The organism is Mycobacterium sp. PDNC021 (assembly GCF_048282635.1).
Classification (GTDB): Bacteria; Actinomycetota; Actinomycetes; order Mycobacteriales; family Mycobacteriaceae; genus Mycobacterium; species Mycobacterium llatzerense.
Window position 1 is genome coordinate 114,952 of the sequence record NZ_CP182502.1, and the last position, 22,037, is coordinate 136,988.

The 22,037-nt window shown below is 66.5% G+C and carries 23 protein-coding genes and 1 pseudogene; 12 read left to right on the forward strand and 12 right to left on the reverse strand.

Annotated features, from left to right (window positions below; translation table 11 throughout):
• Positions 1 to 19: 19 nt before the first annotated feature.
• Positions 20 to 1,138, reverse strand: coding sequence for a hypothetical protein (locus ACNO8X_RS00640; RefSeq protein ID WP_418003711.1), 1,119 nt, complete (start codon positions 1,136 to 1,138; stop codon positions 20 to 22).
• Positions 1,139 to 1,294: 156 nt separating this feature from the next.
• On the opposite strand from ACNO8X_RS00640, the gene ACNO8X_RS00645 reads away from it, so the two are divergent.
• The 6 genes from ACNO8X_RS00645 (at position 1,295) to ACNO8X_RS00670 (ending at position 6,953) form a co-directional block, all read left to right on the forward strand.
• A complete protein-coding gene (locus tag ACNO8X_RS00645) occupies positions 1,295 to 2,692 on the forward strand; it encodes a threonine/serine ThrE exporter family protein (RefSeq protein ID WP_418003712.1) in 1,398 nt (465 codons plus the stop codon).
• 6 nt (positions 2,693 to 2,698) lie between these two features.
• A complete protein-coding gene (locus ACNO8X_RS00650; protein WP_043390286.1) occupies positions 2,699 to 3,064 on the forward strand; it encodes a hypothetical protein in 366 nt (121 codons plus the stop codon).
• A 93-nt stretch (positions 3,065 to 3,157) separates the two neighbouring features.
• Positions 3,158 to 5,149 carry a DUF4185 domain-containing protein gene (locus ACNO8X_RS00655; protein ID WP_418003713.1) on the forward strand — a complete coding sequence of 664 codons (1,992 nt, stop codon included), beginning with the start codon at positions 3,158 to 3,160 and terminating at the stop codon, positions 5,147 to 5,149.
• 2 nt (positions 5,150 to 5,151) lie between these two features.
• Entirely contained in the window at positions 5,152 to 5,646 is a 495-nt protein-coding gene (locus ACNO8X_RS00660; protein ID WP_418003714.1) for a hypothetical protein, read from the forward strand.
• 472 nt (positions 5,647 to 6,118) lie between these two features.
• Positions 6,119 to 6,391 carry a hypothetical protein gene (locus ACNO8X_RS00665; protein WP_418003715.1) on the forward strand — a complete coding sequence of 91 codons (273 nt, stop codon included), beginning with the start codon at positions 6,119 to 6,121 and terminating at the stop codon, positions 6,389 to 6,391.
• A gap of 13 nt (positions 6,392 to 6,404) precedes the next feature.
• Positions 6,405 to 6,953: a DUF1254 domain-containing protein gene (locus ACNO8X_RS00670; protein ID WP_418003716.1), complete on the forward strand. Its 549-nt coding sequence runs from the start codon at positions 6,405 to 6,407 to the stop codon at positions 6,951 to 6,953.
• Positions 6,954 to 6,959: 6 nt separating this feature from the next.
• Here ACNO8X_RS00670 and ACNO8X_RS00675 read toward each other — a convergent pair whose 3' ends face one another.
• Entirely contained in the window at positions 6,960 to 8,867 is a 1,908-nt protein-coding gene (locus ACNO8X_RS00675; protein WP_418003717.1) for an acyl-CoA dehydrogenase, read from the reverse strand.
• Between the two features lie 66 nt (positions 8,868 to 8,933).
• Here ACNO8X_RS00675 and ACNO8X_RS00680 point away from each other — a divergent pair, with 66 nt between their 5' ends.
• Both ACNO8X_RS00680 and ACNO8X_RS00685 read left to right on the forward strand, forming a co-directional pair.
• Positions 8,934 to 9,563, forward strand: coding sequence for a TetR/AcrR family transcriptional regulator (locus ACNO8X_RS00680; protein ID WP_418003718.1), 630 nt, complete (start codon positions 8,934 to 8,936; stop codon positions 9,561 to 9,563).
• Between the two features lie 14 nt (positions 9,564 to 9,577).
• On the forward strand, positions 9,578 to 10,627 hold the full coding sequence (locus ACNO8X_RS00685; protein ID WP_418003719.1) for an oxygenase MpaB family protein: 1,050 nt from the start codon (positions 9,578 to 9,580) through the stop codon (positions 10,625 to 10,627).
• On the opposite strand, the pseudogene arsB reads toward ACNO8X_RS00685, so the two are convergent.
• Positions 10,624 to 12,092: pseudogene (gene arsB, locus ACNO8X_RS00690) on the reverse strand (ACR3 family arsenite efflux transporter). The gene ACNO8X_RS00685 and the pseudogene arsB overlap by 4 nt on opposite strands.
• Positions 12,089 to 12,514, reverse strand: coding sequence for an ArsI/CadI family heavy metal resistance metalloenzyme (locus ACNO8X_RS00695; RefSeq protein WP_418003720.1), 426 nt, complete (start codon positions 12,512 to 12,514; stop codon positions 12,089 to 12,091). The pseudogene arsB and the gene ACNO8X_RS00695 overlap by 4 nt, the downstream one beginning before the upstream one ends.
• Before the next feature lie 101 nt (positions 12,515 to 12,615).
• On the opposite strand from ACNO8X_RS00695, the gene ACNO8X_RS00700 reads away from it, so the two are divergent.
• Entirely contained in the window at positions 12,616 to 12,969 is a 354-nt protein-coding gene (locus tag ACNO8X_RS00700) for an Rv2640c family ArsR-like transcriptional regulator (RefSeq protein WP_418003721.1), read from the forward strand.
• A 6-nt stretch (positions 12,970 to 12,975) separates the two neighbouring features.
• On the opposite strand, the gene chrA is transcribed toward ACNO8X_RS00700, so the two are convergent.
• The 3 genes from chrA to ACNO8X_RS00715 are packed head-to-tail and all read right to left on the reverse strand — an operon-like array spanning position 12,976 to position 14,922.
• Positions 12,976 to 14,130, reverse strand: a complete 1,155-nt coding sequence (chrA, locus tag ACNO8X_RS00705) for a chromate efflux transporter (protein ID WP_418003722.1) — start codon at positions 14,128 to 14,130, stop codon at positions 12,976 to 12,978.
• A 17-nt stretch (positions 14,131 to 14,147) separates the two neighbouring features.
• Positions 14,148 to 14,597 (reverse strand): lipoprotein LpqH, encoded by a 450-nt coding sequence (locus ACNO8X_RS00710; protein ID WP_418003723.1) that lies wholly within the window; start codon positions 14,595 to 14,597, stop codon positions 14,148 to 14,150.
• Positions 14,598 to 14,646: 49 nt separating this feature from the next.
• Complete coding sequence (locus tag ACNO8X_RS00715; protein WP_418003724.1) at positions 14,647 to 14,922, reverse strand: hypothetical protein; 276 nt, start codon at positions 14,920 to 14,922, stop codon at positions 14,647 to 14,649.
• Between the two features lie 166 nt (positions 14,923 to 15,088).
• On the opposite strand from ACNO8X_RS00715, the gene ACNO8X_RS00720 reads away from it, so the two are divergent.
• Positions 15,089 to 15,403: a DUF732 domain-containing protein gene (locus tag ACNO8X_RS00720; RefSeq protein ID WP_418003725.1), complete on the forward strand. Its 315-nt coding sequence runs from the start codon at positions 15,089 to 15,091 to the stop codon at positions 15,401 to 15,403.
• A 7-nt stretch (positions 15,404 to 15,410) separates the two neighbouring features.
• On the opposite strand, the gene ACNO8X_RS00725 is transcribed toward ACNO8X_RS00720, so the two are convergent.
• From ACNO8X_RS00725 to ACNO8X_RS00745, 5 genes are all read right to left on the reverse strand, one after another.
• Positions 15,411 to 16,553: a glycoside hydrolase family 76 protein gene (locus ACNO8X_RS00725; RefSeq protein ID WP_418003726.1), complete on the reverse strand. Its 1,143-nt coding sequence runs from the start codon at positions 16,551 to 16,553 to the stop codon at positions 15,411 to 15,413.
• Between the two features lie 15 nt (positions 16,554 to 16,568).
• Positions 16,569 to 17,234: a TrmH family RNA methyltransferase gene (locus ACNO8X_RS00730; protein ID WP_418003727.1), complete on the reverse strand. Its 666-nt coding sequence runs from the start codon at positions 17,232 to 17,234 to the stop codon at positions 16,569 to 16,571.
• Positions 17,227 to 18,126 (reverse strand): hypothetical protein, encoded by a 900-nt coding sequence (locus ACNO8X_RS00735; protein WP_418003728.1) that lies wholly within the window; start codon positions 18,124 to 18,126, stop codon positions 17,227 to 17,229. Before ACNO8X_RS00735 ends, ACNO8X_RS00730 begins: the two co-directional genes overlap by 8 nt.
• 42 nt (positions 18,127 to 18,168) lie before the next feature.
• On the reverse strand, positions 18,169 to 18,981 hold the full coding sequence (gene ttfA, locus ACNO8X_RS00740; RefSeq protein WP_133762848.1) for a trehalose monomycolate transport factor TtfA: 813 nt from the start codon (positions 18,979 to 18,981) through the stop codon (positions 18,169 to 18,171).
• Positions 18,982 to 19,047: 66 nt separating this feature from the next.
• A complete protein-coding gene (locus ACNO8X_RS00745; RefSeq protein ID WP_418003729.1) occupies positions 19,048 to 19,650 on the reverse strand; it encodes a TetR/AcrR family transcriptional regulator in 603 nt (200 codons plus the stop codon).
• A 70-nt stretch (positions 19,651 to 19,720) separates the two neighbouring features.
• Between ACNO8X_RS00745 and ACNO8X_RS00750 the strand changes: the two genes are divergently transcribed.
• Both ACNO8X_RS00750 and ACNO8X_RS00755 read left to right on the forward strand, forming a co-directional pair.
• Positions 19,721 to 20,707, forward strand: coding sequence for a Rieske 2Fe-2S domain-containing protein (locus ACNO8X_RS00750; protein ID WP_418003730.1), 987 nt, complete (start codon positions 19,721 to 19,723; stop codon positions 20,705 to 20,707).
• Between the two features lie 5 nt (positions 20,708 to 20,712).
• Positions 20,713 to 21,789, forward strand: a complete 1,077-nt coding sequence (locus ACNO8X_RS00755) for a dihydrodipicolinate reductase (RefSeq protein WP_418003731.1) — start codon at positions 20,713 to 20,715, stop codon at positions 21,787 to 21,789.
• Positions 21,790 to 22,037 lie beyond the last annotated feature (248 nt).

Sequence of the window (22,037 nt, forward strand, 5' to 3'; positions counted from 1 at the left end):
ACCTCAATCCTAGGTCGGTTCACCCGACGGAGCCGACGGCGGCGATGTCCTCGCGCAGCTGTGCTGGGTTGGGGACGGCCTTGGCGGCGTCGATGACGTCGTCAGTCTGCGTGAGTACCTGTTTGGCGACGATGTCGGCGCCTTCTTCGGCGACCTTCTTGGCCGCACCGCCAGGGGTGAGCATGGTGGCCGTGTCGGCGATCGTGGAAACGACCCCCAGAGTGTGGTTGTCCGGCATGGCTTCTGCGGCGATCTGCCGCCCAGCGGCACCGACGTTGGCCTCTGCTGCGGCGATCGCGGCAGCACCGGCCGGCCCACCCACACCGGTCACCGCGACCGCGGCCCCGGCGACGACGACCGCGGCACTGGACTCCGTGCCGGCGATCGAGTCGAACAACCCATTTACCTGCAATGGCGGATCCACGAAAACCGGCCAGGCAGTGTCGGAGCGCGGATCGATGACCTCAGAGAACTGGTAGAGGCCCGGCCTCAGCCGGCGGACCAGGTACGACGACGGCACGAGTTGTGCTGCGGCGTCGCGGGTTTCGGCCGGAGCGAACATCCCGACGGTTTCCGCCGTCGCGGTGGCCCGGTTGATGGTGACAAATCCGTCGGCATGGGCGAGCAGCACGGTGTCGGCGGGCGTGCGCACGAATATGGTGACCATCCGCACCCCGGTCGGGCTGTTGATGCGAGCCACCGTGCGGGTCCCGGTGCCGGTGTTCTCGGCCAAGAAATCAAACCCCGCGCCATGATCGGGGTAGACCATCGATCCGCTGCTCGTGCGTCGGGCGGTATCCAGACCGTCGGGGAGGACCAGCTGTACCGGTCCGGCCGGCGTCACCGAGGTCAGGCCTGCCACCGGATCGGCAGGTAGTCCCGCGGCCCTCTGGTCGGGTGTCACCGCTGGGTTGGCGACCGCGATCGTGGTCGATCCGCTGAATGCCGCCGTCGCCGCGTCGGCGATTCGCTGCGCCAACGACGCGGCAGATTCACCTACAGGTTTTGCACGGCCGGCACTGGCGAACCAATGCTGCCCGCCGATCGCGAGCGCGATCGTGGCCGCCAACGCCAGCAGCACCGGCCACCAGCGAGCAGCACGCCGCCACAGCCGGTCACCCGGCAGCGAATCACCCACGCCCAATTCCCCCTGTGCGCAACAGAACCCCCGCCCATCCACGACGACGAGCCTGTCCAAGGTGTAGTCGGCGGACCGCGGCACAACCGAACGCCGCCGGCCGGTGATCTAGCCCACTGGCAATGCGGCCCGACCTTCGGGACCTACGCTTCTGGTGTGACACTGCGTGATCGCGTCGCCTCCGCGCGACGCCGCATACTCGGCGACCGCCCGTCCACCGCCGACACCGCGGGCCTGCCCGTCATCACGTCTGCGCAGCCCATCGACCTGAGCGATGAACATGCCGTCACCGAGGTCGTGGAGCTGGCGATGAACGTCGGCGAGGTGCTCCTGGATTCGGGCACCGGCGCCATCGACACCAGCAAGCAGATCGCGTTCGTCGCCGCCACCTACGGCCTGCCCGACTGCGCCGTCGACGTCACCTACAACGCCATCCACGTCTCCGCTCGGCGCGGTCCGGGCCTGCCGCCCACCAACTACATGCGCACGGTGAAATACCGTTCGCTCGACTACACGCGCCTCGAACAGGTGGACACGCTGCTCCGGCGGATCGGCCGCGGGCATCTCGGCCTCAAGCCCGCCCGTGCGGCGCTCGATCACATCGTCGCCGCCGACCATCCGTACTCGCGCAAGGTCGCGCTGTCCGGCTGGGCGCTGATGGCTGCCGCGGTGACGCTCATGCTCGGCGGCAGCCCGACGCTCGCCGTCGTCTCGTTCTTCACCACCGCCGCGATCTACGGCACCAACGTCGCGCTCGGCAAGCTCGGCCTGCCCTATTTCTTCCAGCAGGTCATGGGCGGTTTCATGGCGACGGTACCGGCCGCGTTCATCTACAAGCTGGCCATGGAACACAGCGCCGTCGTCGCGCCGTACCGCATCATCGTGTCCGGCATCATCGTGCTCATGGCCGGGCTCTCACTGGTCGGGTCGGTGCAGGACGCCATCACCGGTGCACCCGTCACAGCGGCCGGACGGTTCATCGAGGTCATGGTCTACACCGCGGGTCTGGTCGGCGGTGTGGGCATCGCGCTGCGACTCACCTCCGCCCTCGGCGCCAGCCTGCCGCCGATGCAGCAGGAGGTGTTCCCCTACGCACCGCTGCCGATCATGGTGCTCACCGGCGGCCTCGCGGCCGCGGCCTTCGCCCTCGCCAGCTACGCCTCCCTCAAGGCGCTGGCCACCTCGTTCGCGTCGGGCGCCGTCGGGGCCGGACTGGTCGGGACGATCCTGGACGCGGGGCTGGGTCCGATCGTCGCCTCCGCTGTCGCCGCCACGGTCGTCGGCCTCGCCGGTGGCCTACTCGCCCGGCGCGCGGTGGTCCCACCGATCATCGTGTCCGTCGCCGGCATCACGCCCCTGGTGCCCGGTCTCGCGGTCTATCGCGGGCTGTCCGAGATCATGGCCGGCCAGACGCTGGCGGCCATCTCCAACCTGTTCACCGCCGTCATGGTCGGCTGCACGCTGGCTGCCGGAGTCACGCTCGGCGAATGGGTGGCGCGCACCATGCGACGCCCGCGACTTCCCCGCCGACTGCTCGGCCCGCGCGTAGCGTAGGGCGCCATGTCCGAAACCGGAATCTGGATCGCCTGGGGGCTGCCCACCCAGGGACGGGAACTCCAGGCCCTCGCGGCCCTACGTGATGCCCGTGGCTACTTGCAGGCACTCGTCGACGACGGCCGGATCGAAGAGTTCGACGTCACGGTGCTGCGCCCGCAGACCACGGAATTGGGTGGCTTCATCCACCTCAAGGGCACCCGCGTGCAGATCGACATCCTGCGCCGCACCGGCGATTTCGAGCGCTGGGCCACCGGCATCCAGCTGATCGCCGACCGGGTGGCCTTCGTCGACAGTTGGGTCGACCGGGGCATCGACCACGCCATCGAGTTGTACGAGGACGCACTGCGGGAAGCCGGCCTGCTCCGCTGACGTATCGAGACGGACACAACCCGCTCAAACTCCCCCGCGGCGCGTCCTCATGTTGTTCCATAGGTTAATTAGCTGGAACAACAGGGAGACACGATGAGCGCCGCAAGATACGTCGGCCGCGTCGGAAGACTCGCCGTCGCACTCGGCATCGGGACCGCGATCGCCTCCGGTCAGGGCGCCGCATGGGCGGACCAGGCCGACACCGGCGCGCCCGCCGGCCCAGCAGCAGCTTCCTCGGGCGAAAACGCCGGGGCCTCCGGCACTTCCGCCAACCCGACCAAACCCCGTCGCGGCAAGACCAAGCCCACGAAAGACGACGACAAGACCGAAACGCCGGCCACGGGGACCACCGACGGCACCTCGTCCGACCCCAAGACGGAAACCCAGCCCGAAACCAAGCCGGACAAACCGACCAAGGGCCGCGACCGCGGGAAGCAACCCCCGGCCGCTGCTGTCCCGAAAGCCCCGAAACGCCCACGGCTGACGCCGGATAAGCCTGCCACCGCCAAGCCGGCCGCCGCCGCCCAGCAGACCACGGCACCCAAACCCGTCGGCGTGGACGCCGTCGCGCCGACGGTCATGAAGGTCACCACCAGCGCGGTGACCGCGTCGCCGACTCCCGTCAGCGCGACGACGAACCTGCTCACCCCGAACGTCACCGCACCCACCGCCAAGGCACTCAACCCCGTGGCCGCCGTGATGAAAGCCGTTTCCGGCGCGCTGAATTGGGCGTTCAACCCCGCAGGCAGTCCGACCCAGCCGACCCTGGCGTGGACTGTGCTGGCGTTCGCCCGCAAAGAGATCGACAACCTCCTGACGGCGATCAAGCCGCAGAACATCGTCAGCGCCCTCACCACCACCGGCCAGGTGCTGAGCAACCCCCTGGCCGCGCTCACCGCGGTCATGAATCCGCGTCCGGCCTGGCCCACACCGGGTCAACAGCTCAGTCCGTCAACGAGTTTCGTCGACTGGGTGACGGGTAACTTCGCCCCCAACGACACCTACAACCGGTTCGGCGTCTGGGGCACTGACGTCGGCACCGTGTGGGACAACGGTATTGCCGACGATCCCAGTACCCCGATCAACGAGCACCAGGTTCTGATGGCTTTCGGGGACACGTTCAGCGGCCCCAACATGACCGGGAACTGGCTGAACAACATCCTGTTCCGCTCGTCGGATGCCAACCTCGCCGACGGCATATCGATCCCGGCCGGCCAGTGGCTCAACGGCAACATGTTCGGCGGTACCCCGCTGTCGTCGCCGACGACGGCCCGCCAGATCATCCTGCCCGCCAAACTCCCCGCAGGCCTGCCGTCCGGCGTGACGCTGATCCCGACCTCTGGCATCTCGGTGCCGACGCCCGGCACCCAATTCGGCGCCACCCAGTACCTGAGCTTCATGTCGGTCAAGCAGTGGGGCGCGCCCGGCCAGTGGACGACAAACTATTCGGCGATGGCGTACTCGACCGATAACGGCGAGAACTGGACCATCGCACCGCAGAGCGTCCGGCAGAACTGGGGCGGCAACGCCAATTTCCAGCAGGCGGCCCTGGTCCGCCCGGGCGACGGCTACGTCTACTCGTACGGCACCCCGAATGGGCGCGGCGGAGCTGCCTACATCTCGCGGGTGGCCGAGACCGACATCCTCGACGCGTCCAAGTACGAGTACTACAACAAGGGCAGCGCCGGCGGCTGGTTCGGCTGGGGCGCGGTCAAACAGGGCTGGTACAAGGACCCGGCGAAAGCCGGCGTGGTGTTCGGCCAGGACACCGGGGCGTGCGGTGTCGCCAAGGCAGGCAACCACGTCAGCGAGATGTCGGTGCAGTACAACCCGACGCTCGGCAAGTACGTCACGCTCTACGCCGACCAGTTCAACAACGTCGTGCTGCGCACCGCGGATGCGCCACAGGGCACCTGGTCCGCGGCCACCGTGCTGATGCCGCAACAGAATGGCGGCATCTACGCGCCCATGATGCAGCCGTGGTCGCCGTCGACCCTCGGCACCGGCACCGACCTGTACTGGAACCTGTCCTTATGGAGTGAGTACAACGTCATGCTGATGAAGACCGATCTCACCAAGCTGTAGCCGTGATCCGCGCGACCGTCCTGACCGCTGCCGCAGTTGCCCTGGCGACCGCGGTGGCGCCCCTGTGCGCGGCTGATCCCGTTGCACCGCAACAGGATCAGCTCTGTCCGCCGACGGCCGACGAGGCCACCACCATGCCGACGACGCCGGCGCCGGCATCAGGAGCCAACACTCCCCTGCAGTGCCACCAGGGCCGCTGGCAGCCGGTCGCACTACCCGCCGAACCCAGCGACCGGTGGTGGAGCACCGGCCCGGTCATCGCGCTGCACGGTCAGGGCATGCGTAATCCAAACCTGATGTCCGGCAAGTGGAGTGGCACCCCGCTCGGCCCGGGGAATCGGTGCCATGTCGAGCAGCGCGCGGTAATCAGCGCCGGCGTGGTCGGTGCGCCCGTGGTGACCGACGGCGCAGCGGACCAAACGGTGCACTTCGATGTCGCACCCACTGCGTACTCCGTCGAGTTCTCGGGGTACTGCTTATGGACGCGGACCGGCTGAGCGCTCAGCGTTGGGCACTCCAGCGCCCGCTGACGCCGATGTCCTGACCCGCAACGCTTGCCGCGGAAAGCAGGGTGTTGCCGCCACTACCAAGTTCAGCAACCAACACGTCGAAATCTGTCGGCCCCACCTCCGAAATACCGATATGTCCCTAACTGTCAAAAATTTGTCGCGAAATATCAAGACAAACACCGCCATGGTGCAGCACAGTCAATTCCCGTGATCGACTGACGCAGCGTCGCGTTGCAGGTCCAGGCGATGCGTCGACCACAACGACGAGATGGGAGCGCCCTGGCGTACGGCGGAGGCCGCCAGGCCGAATCGAGATAACGGCTGCGGCGACTCCGGCAACCTTCGCCATCCCGTCCCCAGCACGTTCACATCCAGCAAACGTTCAAGTAGTGAATCTTCCCATCACCCGCGAAATCATTCAACGCGAGACCGTTTCATCTCCATCAACCCAAGGAGCACCATGAGCCCACGTATCACCGCGCTGGTATCCGTCCCGCTGATGGGCGCGGCCCTGGCAGTGGCGCCACTACTGGTGGCCCCCACTGCCGGTGCTGACGTCTGTGCCAGCGCCGGCGGCCGCCACTTCTCCGCCGGCGGCTGCACCAACATCGCCGGCGACGTGGCGGTGGGCACCGCCATCGCGGCGGCGCACGTCCCGTATGTCGCCGGTGAAGTTCCTTGCTACACAGACGAAGGCGTCCCGTACTACACGCCGCCCGGCGCCCCCTGCTAGCGGTTCGGCAGTCATGTCAGCAGCCGATATTCTGCCGTGGTGCGGCACGCTGTCGATAGCAGTGGCCGCACTGGTCATCATGGCCTGGCCCGCAGGGCACCGCGCGTATCGTGCCCAGGCCGCCGACAGCGCCCCCAGCCGATGCCCACTCCATCAGCTCATGCCGATGCGCGACGCTCTGTATGTCGACAGATTGCTTGACGTCAACAACGAACCCTGGGTGCTGACCCTGCCGGGCGATTCCGACCGCCGCTACCTGTTCCAAGTACTTTCAGGCCGAGCCGACGTGTTTGACGAAACCGCCGAACACGTCGCCTGGACCCAACCGCAGACGTATGCCATCACGGGCCCCAGCTGGAACGGAGAACTTCCTGCGGGTATCACCGAACACCGGTCCCCTGCCCCGATCATCTGGCTGCTGGGACGCATCGAGTGCACGGGCACGCCCAAGGATCGCGCGGCCGCACAGGCGACGCTGGACCGTATTTCGTTGCTGCCGTTGGGTTTGTACGCAAAGCAATTCGCACCGGCGTCGACAAGCCGACGGAAGCCGCCCCGCTAGCGCCCGTCAGGGCGCCATCTCGTACCGGCCGGCCAGGTCCCGCACCGTGCGCACCATGCGTTCGAAGCGGTCCTGGTCTCCCACGGGTTCGGCGATGAGGTCCAGTGCCAGCTTCTTCTGCGCGGGGGTTGCACTGGTCTTGCAATGCAGCGCGGTGGCGTGCCGGGAGAAGTCGGTGACCAGGACCTCGAACAGCTGGTCCAGCAGCTCGTCGTCAGTGCCGTCGATCGCGGCCTGTTCGAGGATCAGCTGCGCGTAGGGCAGCAAGGTGAACAGCTCACCGATCGAGAACAGGAAGTCGACGTCGTCCTGCTGCTGCGTAGTAGGCGTGGCGGCCGCCAGCAGCGTCTGGAAACCGTTGGCCTGCTTGAGGAAGACCGCGACGTTCGGCAGATGCGCGAATTCCTGGAGAACGTCACGCCAGTCCACGAAGGCGACCCGGCCCAGACCGCGGCTGGGGCCTTGCGCGAACAGAAAGTCGTCGTTGGTGAAGTCCCGGCGGCGGCGCACCTGCGGTAGCTCTTCGGCGCGTAGTGCCTTCGGGGCCCTAGGAATCCGCGCGATCTGCGGCACCACGGCCGAACCGGCGGCGCGCAGACCGTTGGCCACGGCCCGCGTCGCCGCGTTCGGCGAGTACTCGACGGGAAGCTGCTGCAGCGCCAGCAGGCCGGCGTCGGCGGGACGGAACATGAAGTTCTGCATGAACTTCAGCGAGAGCGCCATGTTGACGTGGACGGTGCCCTCGAGGCGGGGCAGGCCGACCGAACCCAGCAGCGCCATCGGGAAGAACATGTCGTTCTCGAAACCGCGTGCGGCGATGGTGTCCGACAGCAGCGTGACGATCTTCTCGCCCTCGCGGGTGACGGTCATCTTCTCGATGGCGTTGAACAGCAGGTACCGGCGATCGGCAGCCGACGCCGACCGCATGTAGTCGATGGCCCGCTCGCTGTAGAGCTTCATGCCGGCCAACCGGGCGTAGGCCTCGGTGAGCATGCGGCGGATCTGTGGGAACTCGGTGACGTGCTGCCCGAACAGGATTCGATTCTCGGCGTGGGTGATGGCCTCGTACATGGCGTGCTCGCAGGTGCCGATGGCGCCGAACCCGAGGTTGAATTTGCCGATGTTGACGGTGTTGATCGCAGCGTGGAACGCGCCTTTGCCGGCATGCAGGATGTCGTCGTCGGAGACTGCATAGTCCTCGAGATCGAAAGCGGCGACATACATCTGGCCGTTGACGACGTTCTTGCGCAGCTTGTAGTCGGCGTGCTGGCTGTCGGCCGCGAAGAAGAGATACCCTTCGAAATCCTCGTCGGGCTTGCCACCGTCGAGCGCGGTCGAGCTGTCCAGGATCGGCTTGTCGGCACGGCGGCCGAACACCGACACCATGCGGGCCAGGTTGCCGTTGCCGATGTAGTACTTGCCGCCGTTTGCGCGGTAGCCCTCCTGGACGGGTGTCAGCACCATGTCGGTGGAGTACACGTCGGCGCCGTGTTCCTTCTCCGACAGGCCGAACGCGAAGATCTCGCCGGCCTCCAGAAGTTGGGCGGCGCTCTTGCGGGCAGCGGCGTTCGACGACTGCCAGATGGGGCCCAGCCCGAGGATGGTGACCTGCCAGACGTACCAGTACTGCATGCCGTAGAAGCCCAGGATTTCGCTGAACATGGCGTTGCGCGCGGTGTCCCAGCGCTTGTCCGAGTCGCCGCCGGCCTCGGATGCGGGTGTCAGGAAGGTGGCGAAAACCCTTTCCTTCTTGAGGAATTCGATGAACTCCGCGTACCAGACGCGGTCCCGGTCCTGCTGCGTCAGCCAGGCCTTGCCGTGGCTCTCGAAGAACTCGATGGTCGCAGAGAAGATCTGCTGGGTCCGCTCGTCGAAGTCGGCGAAGTCCGGCTTGTGCGGGTTGAGCATGGTCATGTGGAGAAATCCTACAATAGTGAAGCAAAATCCTTCAAGTGTGAATAATCGTGCTACATTCGCCGTGTGACCACCGCCGCGACGCCGCCCCGGGAACGGGCAGCCCACCTGGGCCCCGAGCGCCGGCGGCCGCAGATCCTCGATGCCGCGTTGCGGATCGCGGCCGAATCCGGCACCGCGGCAGTGACCATCGGCGCGGTGGCCAAACACCTCAGCGTCACCCGGCCGGTGGTGTACTCGTGTTTCAGCGACCGGGTGGAACTTCTTGCCGCACTGCTGGATCGGGAAGGCGATGCCCTGCGCGAGACCCTGTTGGCGGCGCTGCACACCGGCCGCGGCGACGACCCGGAAGCCGCCTTCATCGACGGGTACCGCGCACTGCTGCACGCCGTCGAGAGCCAGCCGGACACCTGGCGTTTCGTATATCTGGCGCACGTCGATCCCGCGGTTGCCGACATGGTCGCGGCAACGCGTCGTGCCCTCACTGCCAGCTCCTCGCGCTGGATCGCCCCGGCGCTGACCACGTGGTGGCAGACCGCCGATCTCAATCGCAAGATGCCGATCTTGACCGAACTGTTCGTGTCATCGAGCGAGGCTGCGGTCCGGTCCCTACTGGACCCCGAGAACGACTGGGACGCAGACAGTCTCGGCGAGTTTTACGGACGACTCATGTGCCGCGCGTTCGCGGCAGCCTAGTAAGGAGAAACGACATGGCCCAGCCCGTCCAGCCCCTCGCGGACTACGGATTCTTCGGCCCAGGCACCGTGACGTGGAAGGTGTGGGGACACACCACAACTCCCGTGACCGGCCTGCAGCGCGCCGTCGTGGTGGAGGAACTCGACCCGTCCCTGATCGCCGCGGTCGACGCCACCCAGGCGAACTACGACCGGCCTCGCACCCGTTACGACCGCACCGTGCGGTACTTCGCGACCGTTGCCTTCGGCGACAGCGAGACGGTGATCAAGGCCGCCGACGTCCTGGTGAAGGTGCACTCCAAAGCCATCGGTACCGAGCCGGTCAGCGGCAACAAGTACGACGCCAACAACCCCCACTCGCAGCTGTGGATTCTGCTGACCGGGTGGCATTCGGTGCTGACCGCCTACGAGATGTACGGCGGCGGCAAGCTCACCCCGGAGGAAGAGAACCAGTACTGGGAAGAGTGCGCCATCGCGGCCGAGTTCCAGACCTGCGACCCGGCCGACGTCCCACGCACCAGCGAGGGCGTGCGCGCCTACTTCGAGGAGATGCGCCCGCACCTGGCCGTCAGCGAAGCTGCGCGCAGCATGATGGACCATCTGCTCAACGCCAAGGTCGTGCTGCCACCGGCACCGCTGCCGCTGCGGCCCGTCGTCGAGCTCATCAACCTCGTCCTGCGCGCAGGCACCATCGCCACCATGCCCCGCTGGATGCGCAAGCTCAGCGGCTTCAACCAGCCGCGGGTGGTCGACATCGCCGTGCGCCCGCTGCTGAAGCTGGGATACGGGATCGTCGATGCGAATCCCCGGCTGAAAATCGCTGTGGCACAGCTGATCGCGCCGTCGGTGGCCCCGGTGGCCGCGCCGTACATCCTCGGCATCGCGCCGGTGTCCGACGAGGTGCTCACCCCGCACGAGGCCCGCACGCGCTACGGCTACGCCAGGCCTGCTGATGCCCATCACGATCTGCGCGCCAAGCAGCAGCAGCGCGTGTTCGGTGAGGGACAGGCACCCAGCGATGAGGGGTTGATCGAGTCACAGGCCTACCTCGGCAGCCTGGCCTAGCCGGGCAGGAGTTCGTCGACCAGGTCCCGCACCCGGTCGGCGATGGCGTCGCGGATAGGCCGGACGGCCTCCAGCGGCTGCCCCGCCGGATCGTCGAGTTTCCAGTCGCGGTAGGAGACGCCCGGAAAATACGGGCAGGTGTCTCCGCAGCCCATGGTGATCACCACGTCGCTGCTTTGCACGGTGTCGGCGCTGAGCACCTTGGGTACCCCCGCGGTGATGTCGATGCCGAGTTCGGCCATGGCCGCGACAGCGACCGGGTTGATCTGATCAGCGGGTGCTGTTCCGGCAGAACGCACTTCGATGCGCCCGTCGGACAGCTGCGTGAGCAGCGCGGCAGCCATCTGCGACCGGCCCGCGTTGTGCACGCAGACGAAGAGGACGCTCGGTTTCGGGCTCATCGGTGGTTGCTCCTCAAACGTGGTCGCAGTGCGAGCGAGAGGTACACCAGCCCGACCAACACCGGCACCTCGATCAGCGGTCCGACGACGCCCGCCAGGGCTTGACCGGAGGTCGCACCCCAGGTCGCGATCGCCACGGCGATGGCGAGTTCGAAGTTGTTGCCCGCCGCGGTGAACGCCAACGTCGTGGTGCGTTCGTAGCCGAGTCCGAGGACAGCGCCGAGGACATAGCCACCGCCCCACATGATCGCGAAGTAGACCAGCAGCGGCAGCGCGATACGCACCACGTCCCACGGACGAGTGGTGATCTGATGCCCTTGCAGCGCAAAGAGAATCACGATGGTGAACAGCAGTCCGTACAGCGCCCACGGCCCGATCCGGGGCAGGAACGTCGACTCGTACCAGTCACGCCCCCTGGCTTTTTCGCCGAACCGGCGCGACAAATAGCCGGCGGCCAGTGGAATCCCGAGGAAGATCAGCACCGACTTCGCGATCTGCCATGGCGAGGTCGCGATGGCCGTTTGCGGCAGGTGCAGCCAGCCCGGCAGCACCGACAGGTAGAACCAGCCGAGCACCGCGAACATCAGCACCTGGAAGATCGAGTTCAGCGCCACCAGCACGGCGGCGGCTTCGCGGTCGCCGCAAGCCAGGTCGTTCCAGATGATCACCATCGCGATGCAGCGGGCCAGGCCGACGACGATCAGCCCGGTCCGGTACTCCGGCAGATCGGCGAGGAACAGCCAGGCCAGCGCGAACATCAACGCCGGCCCGAGCACCCAGTTCAGCACCAGCGAGGACACCAGCAGCTTGCGGTCGGAGGTCACGGTGTCCAGACGGTCGTACCGGACCTTGGCCAGCACCGGGTACATCATGATCAGCAACCCCAGCGCGATGGGCAGCGAAATGCCGTCCACCTGAACCTTTTCCAGCACGATGTCCAGTCCGGGGACCCAGCGGCCGAGCAGTAGCCCGGCCGCCATCGCCAACCCGATCCAGACCGGCAGGTACCGATCAAGAGTCGAGAGTCGAACTGTCGCCGCACCGGCGTCAGCGGTCTGTGTCATGCCTGCGACCCGCAGCACACCGCATCGTCCGATTCATTGGGGGCAACACCGAACGTCTCGGAGTCAGCTAGGACGGTGTAGACCTCCCAGCGCTCACCACCGGGCGCGGTGACCCAGACCTTGTCCTGGGTGGCGAAGCAACACGTGGTGCCGATCTCCTCTTCGGTGAACATCCCTGCGTCGGTCAGGCGCGCGATCTCCGCGTGCACGGTGTCGCTGGATTCGACCTCGACACCCAGGTGGTTGACCGACCCGCCGTGCCCGGGATTCTCGAGCAGGACCAGCTTGAGCGGCGGGTTCGCGATCGCGAAGTTCGCATAACCGGGCTTGACCTTCGTCGGCTCGGCGCCAAAGAGCTTGCGGTAGAAGGCGATCGACTCGTCTAAGTTGTCGACGTTCAGGGCGAGCTGGATACGAGACATTGCAGACCTCCTGGGGTATGTGACGTATATCGAATCTGCCTGCAGCATTGTTCTACGCACCTTTTCGATATATGTCAACAAACTGGGGTAGCATCGGCCACATGCCCAAGGCACTGCCCGTCATCGATATGTCCGAGCCGCTGTGCTGTGCACCCGTGGCCGCCAGCCCGACCGACGACGACGCCGCGCTCGATGTGGCCATGCGGCTCAAAGCACTGGCCGACCCGGCGCGCGTGAAACTGATGTCCCTGCTGTTCACCTGCGGCGAGCCCTGCACCACCGGCTCCCTCGCCGCCGCGGTGGGCCTGGCCGAGTCGACCGTCAGCCACCACCTCGGCCAGCTGCGTTCGGCCGGGTTCGTCACCTCCGAACGACAGGGCATGAACGTGCACCACACTCCCCGCCGGGACGCGCTCGCCGCACTGTGCCGGGTCCTCGACCCGAACTGCTGCTGACAGGGCTCAGCTCGGCAACGGCATGCCGAACGCCGCGGCGAGGACGCCGGCCCCAGCCGCCAGCAGCAACGTGAGCACGACATTCACGCGACTGAACACCGCGACCACCGCGGCGCCCAGCACCACGTACTGCCAGGTCTGGCTGATCGACATGGCCAGTGGCACCGCCGAGCCCAGGATCGCACCGACGGCGGCCGGACCGGCACCGTCCAGGAATGCCCGCGCGTAGTTGTTGCTCCTAATCCGGTCGAAGTGCTTGGCGCCCAACAGGATGAACAGGAACGACGGACTGAAGGCCACCGCCGAGGCCAGCAGCCCGCCGACCAGACCCGCGGCGGCGTAGCCGACGACGGCGACGGTCTGCACCACCGGCCCCGGCGTGATCTGGCCCAGCGCAACGGCATTGAGGAACTGCGCCCCAGTCATCCAATGGTAGTGGTCGACGGCATCGCCCTGCATGAGCGGAATGATGACGAAGCCGCCGCCATACGACAGCGCGCCGACCTTCAACGCCACCCAGCACAGTGAACCCAGCGTGCCCAAAGTCAGCGACTGAAACGCCAGCACCGGCATGCTGCGCGCGCCGGACCTGGGCAGGGTCGTCGTCCGCGCCAATTCGATTACGCCACAAGCCAACAGCACAACCACCAGCCACGGCCCCAGCAATGCGGCCGCGACCGCACCCAGCGCGAGGTACACCGGCCACCGGATGGAGCTGGTGCGCCGCTGCCAACTGGCCGGGACCAGAGCCGCACCGGCATGCACCGCGACAGCAGCCACCGCCGCACCCGCGCCGGCCCCCGCGGCAAGTACCCACCGCGGTGGTGAGCCGGCCAGGAACAGCGCAGCCAGTCCGAGGATGACGATGAGCCCCGGAACGATGAACGCAACGCCACCGACCACTGCACCCAGCCGACCGCGAACCCGCCAGGCGCAGTAGATCGACAGCTGCGTCGACGCCGGCCCCGGCAACAGATTGCAGGTCGCGATCGCGTCCTCGAATTCGGTGGCGCCGATCCAGCGGCGCCGCTCCACGCACAGGCTGCGCAGCAACTTGATGTGCGTGGGCGGGCCCCCGAAACCGATGCACCCGATGGTGCCCCACTCCCTCAGGACCGTGCCCAGCGTTACTCGGGGCGATGCATCCTCAGGTGCCGTCACGACCAATCATCTTGGTGCTACGGGCACGTCACGTCCATCTCAAAGCTCTTGCTCACCTGTCGCGGCGATTGCGGATCACTCAGGTCGCTGCCGTCGGCGGTGCCGCGGATCGTGTACGACTTGCCCCGCACCGCGGCCCCCGCGTTGTTCGCCTCACCGGGTTCGGAATTCGTGAACCCGAGCGCGACACCATCTACCGTGCCGAGCCCGACGGTCCGAACCTGTGGCGGATTGCTCGTGGTCACCACCGCACCGACCCCGCTGGAGACGTCCCCGATCCCGATCGTCATGTGGTCGCCCGCCTGGTTGCAGGTGACTCCACCGGTCACCTGCCGGGTCTGTCCGTCGACGATGACCTGCGGCGCACGCATCCCTGATTCCAACGAGCCGGCATTCGGTTCGGATTCGTAGGTCGAACAACCGGTCAGCCCGACGGACACCACACAGATCACGACACTCTTGCGCACCAATAGGGGTTACCCGGCGCGAAGACGATGAATCGTCAGCGGCGAAGAACTATGGGCAAACAGTGACGAAACCGGCGGGGCCAGTCACGCAGGGCAGGTTGACGTACACCCGCGGACCATCCCAGCCACCACCGCGCCAACCCGGACCACCCCAACCACGGCCGTGATCGTCCCAGTCGTCGTGGCCGTGGCCACGGTCCATCGGGATGACGGCGGAATCCTGCGACGGAGCGGCACCGGCCGCTCCCGCACCGACACCCAAAAGCGCAGCTCCGATGCTTCCCGCAAGTGCTGTAATCAACGCAATCTTCTTGAACGTGGCCATGGCCAACCTCCGAAATAAGCAAAAAAAACAAAATGCAATATGCGGTCTAAGCATATGACGCTGACGCGTCTGAAGAAATTCCGGTGTCCGCCAACAACCGACTCCGCCCCGGATGGGCGGGCCTCGCGTAACCTGTCAGCAAACCGATCTTGCATGGGGGATCCGAATGAAACGCACACGCACAGCAGCTCTGTTCGCGGCGGTCTCGTCGGCGGTAACCATCGTGATGGCGGTTCCCGCCCACGCCGACGACCAGATCGACCCGATGTTCCTGCAAGCAATGCACGACAAGGGCATCCTCATGCCGAACAGCACGGCCATCAAGCTCGCGCACGGCACCTGCAGCGCCATGCGCAGCGGGGGCGTCAACTCGGCGCTGAGCTATCTGAAGAAGAACGCCGGAAACCTATCCAACGACGATGCCGTCAAGTTCGGCGGGCTGGCCATCTACGCGTACTGCCGCGAGTTGACGCCGAAGTAGCCGTCGGTCAGGACTCCTCGGCCTCGGCCTCAGTCTCAGTCTCAGCGTCGCCGTCAGCGCCCAACGCGTAGGCCGCTTCCATCAGCATCCAGCCGGCCACCTGCACCGAGAGGTCGCGTTCCGGGATATCGGACGAATTCCCCGCGCCGTCAACCGATTTCGCCTTGTCTCCGGTGTCCTTCGGCAGCTCGGCAGCACGATCCCAGAACGCCCCGAACAGCGGGATGCCGTTGACGGACTGCCGGTAGTCCCACGCCGACTGCGCCGACGTCAACACCAACTCGCGGGCCGTCGTCCGGGCGGCTTCGTCGTCCTCGGAATCCCCGGGCAACGTGGTGGCGACCAACGTCAGGTAGCGGGCCAGGATGGCGCCGAACAGGCCACCGTCGCCGCCGCCGGCGCCCCTGATGACGCCGTCGTCGAGCATGTGGTTCTTGACAGCGGCCACCAGGCGGTGCACCCGCTCAGAGTGCCGCGCATCCCCGGTGCGCACAGCCAGCTCCACTTCCAGGCCCAGCACCACTCCCTGGCAGTAGGTGTACTGGGCGCGCACCATCGAACCGGCCTTGATGCCGTCGAACACCAGATGCGTATCGGGGTCGATCAGCGTGCCGTCGATCCAGTCGGCCATCTGCTGCGCCCGCCGCAGGCGGTCATAGCGGGCCAGGAAGATGCCGGCCGGGCCGTTCGCGGGGGCGTTGAAGAACTGATCCTGCTTGCGCCAGGGGATACCGCCGCCGTCCTCGGGCACCCAGGCATTGAGGAACTGGTCGGCAAACGTCTTGAGCGCCTTGGGCCGCGCCACGCCGAGCAGCCGGCCGGAGCGCTCCAGTGCGAGCGCCATCCACGCCATGTCGTCGTAGTAGTTGTTGGTCCAGGCCCCGTTGTTGCGCAGCCGATGTCCACGAATCTGCCGGGCGATCCGGGCGATGCGGTACTCCTGCGGATCGCGCAGCTGCGCATCGATCATGGTGTCCAGTAGGTGCGCCTGCCACCAGTAGTCCCAGCTCTTGAACATCCGGTCGGCCCGCGTCGACGGCCAGGCCACCACGCCCAGCTGGGTGCCGGGCATCCCCCAGAGCCGGCGGATATGCCGATTGAACACAGCCGTTTCGGCGCTGGCCGCACGGTTAGCCCAAAGCTGATCCATGCGATACATCCTGCCCTACCAGGCCCGATCCAGTGCTGCATGTTGAGTGATCCAGGTGTGCATGACGATCCCGGCGGCCACCCCGGCGTTGATGCTCCGGGTCGAGCCGAATTGCGCGATGGACACCGTCATCATCGACCCGGTCTTGGCGTCGTGGGTGATGCCGGGGCCTTCCTGCCCGAAGATCAACAGGCAGGCGCGGGGCAGCGTCGTCTCTTCCAGCCGTACCGAGCCGGGCACGTTGTCGACAGCCACGGGGGTCAGCCCCGCATCGTCGGCGAAGGCCAGCAATTCCGCGGTGGTGGCGTGGTGCACGAGCCGCTGGTAGCGGTCAGTCACCATGGCGCCCCGGCGATTCCACCGCCGGCGGCCGACGATGTGCACTGTGTCCACCGCAAACGCGTTCGCAGTGCGGACCACCGCGCCGATGTTGGCGTCGTTGCCGAAGTTCTCGATCGCGATGTGCAACGGGTGCCTGCGCTGATCGATATCGGCGACGATCGCCTCCCGCGTCCAGTAGCGGTAGGCATCGACGACGTTGCGAGTGTCGCCCTCGCGCAACAACTCCGGGTCGTAACGCGGATCGTCGGGCAGCTCGCCCGGCCAGGGGCCGACGCCGGGCCCGGCTCCCCACTCGGTGGGGCCGGGCACATCAGCGTGCTCGGTGTCGTGATCACTCACGCGAAATCCACACCGCCGCATGGGTTCCCACCACGGTGACGGTGGCGTACAGCAGCGCCTGGTTGATGTCACCCTGCGTGCACAACGAGGCTCGGGTCGAGATCGCGCCGACCTTCGAGTCCGGTAGCACCAGCAGCGTCGCGCCGTAGACGTCGCAGGCATGCGACAGTCCGGGCGGCGGCAGCGTCGGCGCCACCGCGATCATCAACGGCCCTCCGCGCTTGGCCGAATCGTCTTTGTATCTGCTTGCCAGACCACCGATTTCGAGACCCAGCAGCATGTAACCCTTGCCGGTGAACGCGGCCGGATCACCCAGCGCCGCGGGGATCAGCTGCCCGCCGTCGGCCCGGAACCCGTCGACGCTGGTGGCCTTGAGGGTCAGCCCGGTGTCGGCCTCGTTGGTCGGCGTCAGCCCCACCGGATACGCCGCACCGTAGGCCACCGTGGTGTCCTTGATCCGGTCGGCCGGCGAATACAGGTAGACGCCACGCACCTGCGCCTGATCGCGCATCGGACCCAAACAGACTGTGCCCGTGACCTTGTCCGGATTCTGGACGACAGCCGGATTGATCTTCAGGTTCGGGACGCCGTCACAGCCGCCGATCACGTTCGATTCGATGGGGTGCGCCAGCGCGCCGTACAGGCCGAAGCGCAGCGTCTCGGGCCTGGCGTGTTCGCCGCCGGCTTTCGCCGCGGCCAGGTCGACGTCGATCAGCACCTGGTCATCTTGGAAGCGCAGGTTGGACACCGACACGTTCCAGCCCAGCAGCGCCTGCGACTCGCCGACTTTCACGCTGGGCGCACCGAAGATGACTGTGCTGGCGGAGCTACTCGAACAGCCCACCAACAAAACGGCCAACAACGCTGCGGTCAGTCCGCGCAAACCCGACATGGGGATCAGGCTACTGCGAGCACCCCGCCGCCCTGTCGGGCACTAGCGCTGATAGTTGGGCGCGTTACGGCCGTTGCGGGCCTCCGCGAACTGTGTGTAACGACCGATGTCGGCGCGGCCCGGGGCCTGGTTGCTGCGGCCGGCGGGCAATTCGTTCTGGCGCATCGGGCCGGCGCTGAGCGGACGGCTCGGCGAACCGCTACGCCGGGCGACAGCCTGGCCGGCGACGCTGTTCTGGCCGGACGGCACCGGCGGCAGCACGCGCAGCAGGTCGTTGAACTGGCGGACGGTGCGCAGACCCTCGTCCCACTGAGCGCGGGTGCTGGTGATCGGCAGCGAGACGAGCGTCCAGTTCTGTTCGTTCCACATGACCTCGGCGCAATCCGGGGCGGTGTGCGAGAACGTCACCATGCGGCGGTCGCAGGCGCGACGGGCGGCATCGAGGTTGGTGGAGTAGACCATGCGCGGGCCGATGGCGCCGAGCAGCCAGATGTCGTTCTCGCGCGGCTCCGGAATGTCCTTCAGCCGGACGTCCACGGCCACGTTGGTGCCGACCTTGCGGTGCAGGGCGATGACGGTGGCCACATCGTCGACATCGAAGATGAACACGGCCTCGCCGCGGATCTGCCCGAGCACCACATTGCGGGCGAGCACGTTCTCACCGACGGTCGACATGATGCCGCGGCTCCACCGCTTGACCAGGTCGGGAGTCTCGTGTTCGTAGTCGAATCCATGGGACTTCGCCCATGACTTTCGGCGCCTACCAAGGCCGCGTCGACGGTCGATATCGACGTACAGCAGCACCGCCGCACCCACGAAGCAGAGCGCGGAAAGCGTGAACCAAAGCGGGACCATCGGGCCAAGCCTACTGGCTGGTACCCGAAATGCCCGAACTCGGTTTGGTCACAAGCTGGTCACATGCTATTTGAGGTACGCGACGATCGCGTTCGTGAGCCCCCGCCGGGCCACCTCGAGATCGGTGTACGTGCCGAGCTGGCGCTCGGAGGCGATGCCGCGCATCGCGCCGGGGATGAACGAGGCCACCTCGCGCACCCGCTCGGGGTCGACGTCCAGGTCGGCGAAGGCCTGCTGGCACGTCTGCAGCCAGCTCTGCCCCCAGGACGACAGCTCAGCGGCGGTCTTCGGATAGAGCCGTTCCAGCTCGGCATGGTCGCGCGGCAGGGCGGCGCGCAGATTCTCGATGGCCCGCGAATCGCCGATGGTCAGTCCGTCGTAGAGCAGGTCGATGATGGTCGCGACCCGTTGCCGCAGCGTAGCGCCGGTGTCGTGGTGGCTCAGCATGCCCGCGCGACGCTCTGCGGTGCGGCGCAGGACCGCGGCCCAGAACCCGTCGATATCGCCGAACTGGTACTTCACCGCACCCCACGTGGCGCCGATCTCCTTGGCGATCCGGTTGGCCGATACCGCGCCCGGGTCCCCGGTGGCCAGCGCCTTGCGTGCGGCTTCCAACATGCTTTCCCGCGTGGCATCGCCGCGCCTGTTGGTGCGGCGTGCGGCGGTCATCTGGCAGAGATTACCCCAGTTTCACAGAACCCTCTTCCAAAGTTTCACAGAACCTCCTACGATTCGGACCATGGCCAAACCCCAGTTGCCGATGAAGCCGACGGGATGGTTCCAGGTCGCCTGGTCCGACCAGATCAGCGTGGGCGCGGTGCACGCCATGAAGTACTTCGGCGAGGAGATGGTCGCCTGGCGCGCCGAATCCGGGGCCGTCACCGTCATGAACGCCTACTGCGAGCACCTCGGCGCGCACCTCGGCTTCGGCGGCCACGTCGTCGGCGAGGCGATCCAGTGCCCGTTCCACGGCTGGCAGTGGAACGCCGCCGGCCACAACGTCTGCATTCCGTACCAGGACCGGCCCAACCGCGGCCGCCGAATTCGCACCTACCCCGTCACCGAGCGCAACGAGGCCATCTACATCTGGCACGACGCCGAAGGCCGCGAACCGTTCTTCGAGGCGCCCGACGTGTTCGCATCGTTCAACGACGGCAGCACCGCCGCCGACTACTACCCCCAGCAGCGGCTGTTCCGCGAAACTCTGGAACTGCATCCGCAGTACGTGCTGGAGAACGGCGTCGACTTCGCGCACTTCAAGTTCGTGCACCAGACGCCGATCGTGCCGGTGTTCACCCGGCACGACTTCGCCGCGCCGATCTCCTACGTCGACTTCACCATCACCTTCGAGGGCAGCGACCAGCAGTCGATCGACGATGTGCGCAGCGGCGTGGAGGCCATCAACGGCGGTTTGGGCATCGCTGTCACCAAGAGCTGGGGCATGATCGACAACCGCACGATCTCGGCCGTCACGCCCGTCGACGAGTCCACCTCCGACGTGCGGTTCATGGTCTACATCGGCCGGACGCCCGGCAAGGACAGTCCCCGCGCGGCCGAGCGGGCCACCGCGTTCGGCGACGAGGTGATCCGGCAGTTCACCCAGGACATCCACATCTGGTCACACCAGCGCTACTCCGATCCGCCGGCGCTGGCCACCGCCGAATACGAGGGCTTCACCGCAATCCGCAAGTGGGCCATGCAGTTCTATCCCGATCAGAAGGGCTGAGCCAGATGTCCAAGATTCGTGTCTTCCAGGTGGCGACCGGCAACGTCGGCACCGAGATGATCAAGCGCATCGGCAAGCGCGACGACCTAGAGCTGGTCGGATTGCATTGCTACACACCGGAAAAGGTCGGGCGCGACGCCGGTGAGATCGCCGGGATCGGACCGATCGGCGTCGTCGCCACCGGGTCGGTCGATGACATCATCGCCGCGCGTCCCGACGTCCTCACCTTCCACGGCGTCTTCCCCGACGAAGACCTGTACGTGAAAGTCCTTGAGGCCGGGATCAATATCGTCACCACGGCGGACTGGATCACCGGCTGGCACCGCGACACCAACCACCCGCACCCCTCCGGGAGACCGGTCACCCAGGTCCTGGCGGAAGCGGCCGCACGTGGTGGTTCTACGTTCTACGGCACCGGCATGAACCCCGGCGTCAATCAGATTCTGGGCGTGGTGTGCTCGGCCGACGTCGCCGAGATCGAGAACGTGACCACCATCGAGTCCGTCGACGTGTCGTGCCATCACAGCAAGGACACCTGGATCGAGGTGGGATACGGTCTGCCCGTTGATGATCCGTCGATCCCGGCCAAGCTGGAGAAGTACACCCGGGTGTTCGCCGACAGTGTGCTGATGATGGCCGACTGCTTCGGCCTCGAGCTCGACGAGGTGAAGTTCAGCGCCGAGCTCGGCGCCTGCACCAAGGATGTCGACTTGGGCTGGTACACGCTGCCCAAAGGATCGTTGGGCGGCAACTACATCAAGTACCAGGGCATGGTCGACGGCGTACCGCGCATCGAGACCCATCTCGAATGGCAGATGACGCCGCACACCGAACCGAACTGGAACATCAAGGGCTGCTACATCACCCAGATCAAGGGTGATCCCTGCGTCTACAACAAGCACATGATCTACCCGAAACCCGGTGTGGACCTGTCGGATCCGGAGTCCTTCGCCTCGATCGGGATGACGGTGACCGGGCTACCCGCACTCAACGTCATCGCCTCGGTGGTCAAGGCGCCGCCCGGACTGCTGACGAGCGCCGACGTGCCACTGCGCGGATTCGCCGGCCGCTTCGCCCTATAACCGCGGAATCAACGTCGGCGTCGCGATAAGTACCTAGCTTCAATCACGCGGCACTGGCAACCAAACTGATTGAAAACAGGTACTTTTTTGGCACCTCAGAGGTCCCTGAGTTCAATCTCCACTTGCGAATGCCCAATCCGATTGAACTCATGTACTTTTCCGACCACATTTGTTGCGACGACCACTTGACTGTGCCGGCGCCCCAGGGTGCCCCAGCGAAAACCCCCTATTTCCAGTGAAATAGGGGG

Excerpts from the sequence above, each read along its gene's own strand:
- ACNO8X_RS00735 (WP_418003728.1), bottom strand. The coding sequence starts at position 18,126 with ATGTCGGGTTTGCGCGGACTGACCGCAGCGTTGTTGGCCGTTTTGTTG.
- ACNO8X_RS00670 (WP_418003716.1), top strand. The coding sequence starts at position 6,405 with ATGTCAGCAGCCGATATTCTGCCGTGGTGCGGCACGCTGTCGATAGCA.
- ACNO8X_RS00650 (WP_043390286.1), top strand. The coding sequence starts at position 2,699 with ATGTCCGAAACCGGAATCTGGATCGCCTGGGGGCTGCCCACCCAGGGA.
- ACNO8X_RS00685 (WP_418003719.1), top strand. The coding sequence starts at position 9,578 with ATGGCCCAGCCCGTCCAGCCCCTCGCGGACTACGGATTCTTCGGCCCA.
- ACNO8X_RS00715 (WP_418003724.1), bottom strand. The coding sequence starts at position 14,922 with ATGGCCACGTTCAAGAAGATTGCGTTGATTACAGCACTTGCGGGAAGC.
- ACNO8X_RS00720 (WP_418003725.1), top strand. The coding sequence starts at position 15,089 with ATGAAACGCACACGCACAGCAGCTCTGTTCGCGGCGGTCTCGTCGGCG.
- ttfA (WP_133762848.1), bottom strand. The coding sequence starts at position 18,981 with ATGGTCCCGCTTTGGTTCACGCTTTCCGCGCTCTGCTTCGTGGGTGCG.
- ACNO8X_RS00675 (WP_418003717.1), bottom strand. The coding sequence starts at position 8,867 with ATGACCATGCTCAACCCGCACAAGCCGGACTTCGCCGACTTCGACGAG.
- ACNO8X_RS00665 (WP_418003715.1), top strand. The coding sequence starts at position 6,119 with ATGAGCCCACGTATCACCGCGCTGGTATCCGTCCCGCTGATGGGCGCG.
- ACNO8X_RS00750 (WP_418003730.1), top strand. The coding sequence starts at position 19,721 with ATGGCCAAACCCCAGTTGCCGATGAAGCCGACGGGATGGTTCCAGGTC.
- ACNO8X_RS00725 (WP_418003726.1), bottom strand. The coding sequence starts at position 16,553 with ATGGATCAGCTTTGGGCTAACCGTGCGGCCAGCGCCGAAACGGCTGTG.
- ACNO8X_RS00745 (WP_418003729.1), bottom strand. The coding sequence starts at position 19,650 with ATGACCGCCGCACGCCGCACCAACAGGCGCGGCGATGCCACGCGGGAA.
- ACNO8X_RS00655 (WP_418003713.1), top strand. The coding sequence starts at position 3,158 with ATGAGCGCCGCAAGATACGTCGGCCGCGTCGGAAGACTCGCCGTCGCA.
- ACNO8X_RS00755 (WP_418003731.1), top strand. The coding sequence starts at position 20,713 with ATGTCCAAGATTCGTGTCTTCCAGGTGGCGACCGGCAACGTCGGCACC.
- ACNO8X_RS00695 (WP_418003720.1), bottom strand. The coding sequence starts at position 12,514 with ATGTCTCGTATCCAGCTCGCCCTGAACGTCGACAACTTAGACGAGTCG.
- ACNO8X_RS00700 (WP_418003721.1), top strand. The coding sequence starts at position 12,616 with ATGCCCAAGGCACTGCCCGTCATCGATATGTCCGAGCCGCTGTGCTGT.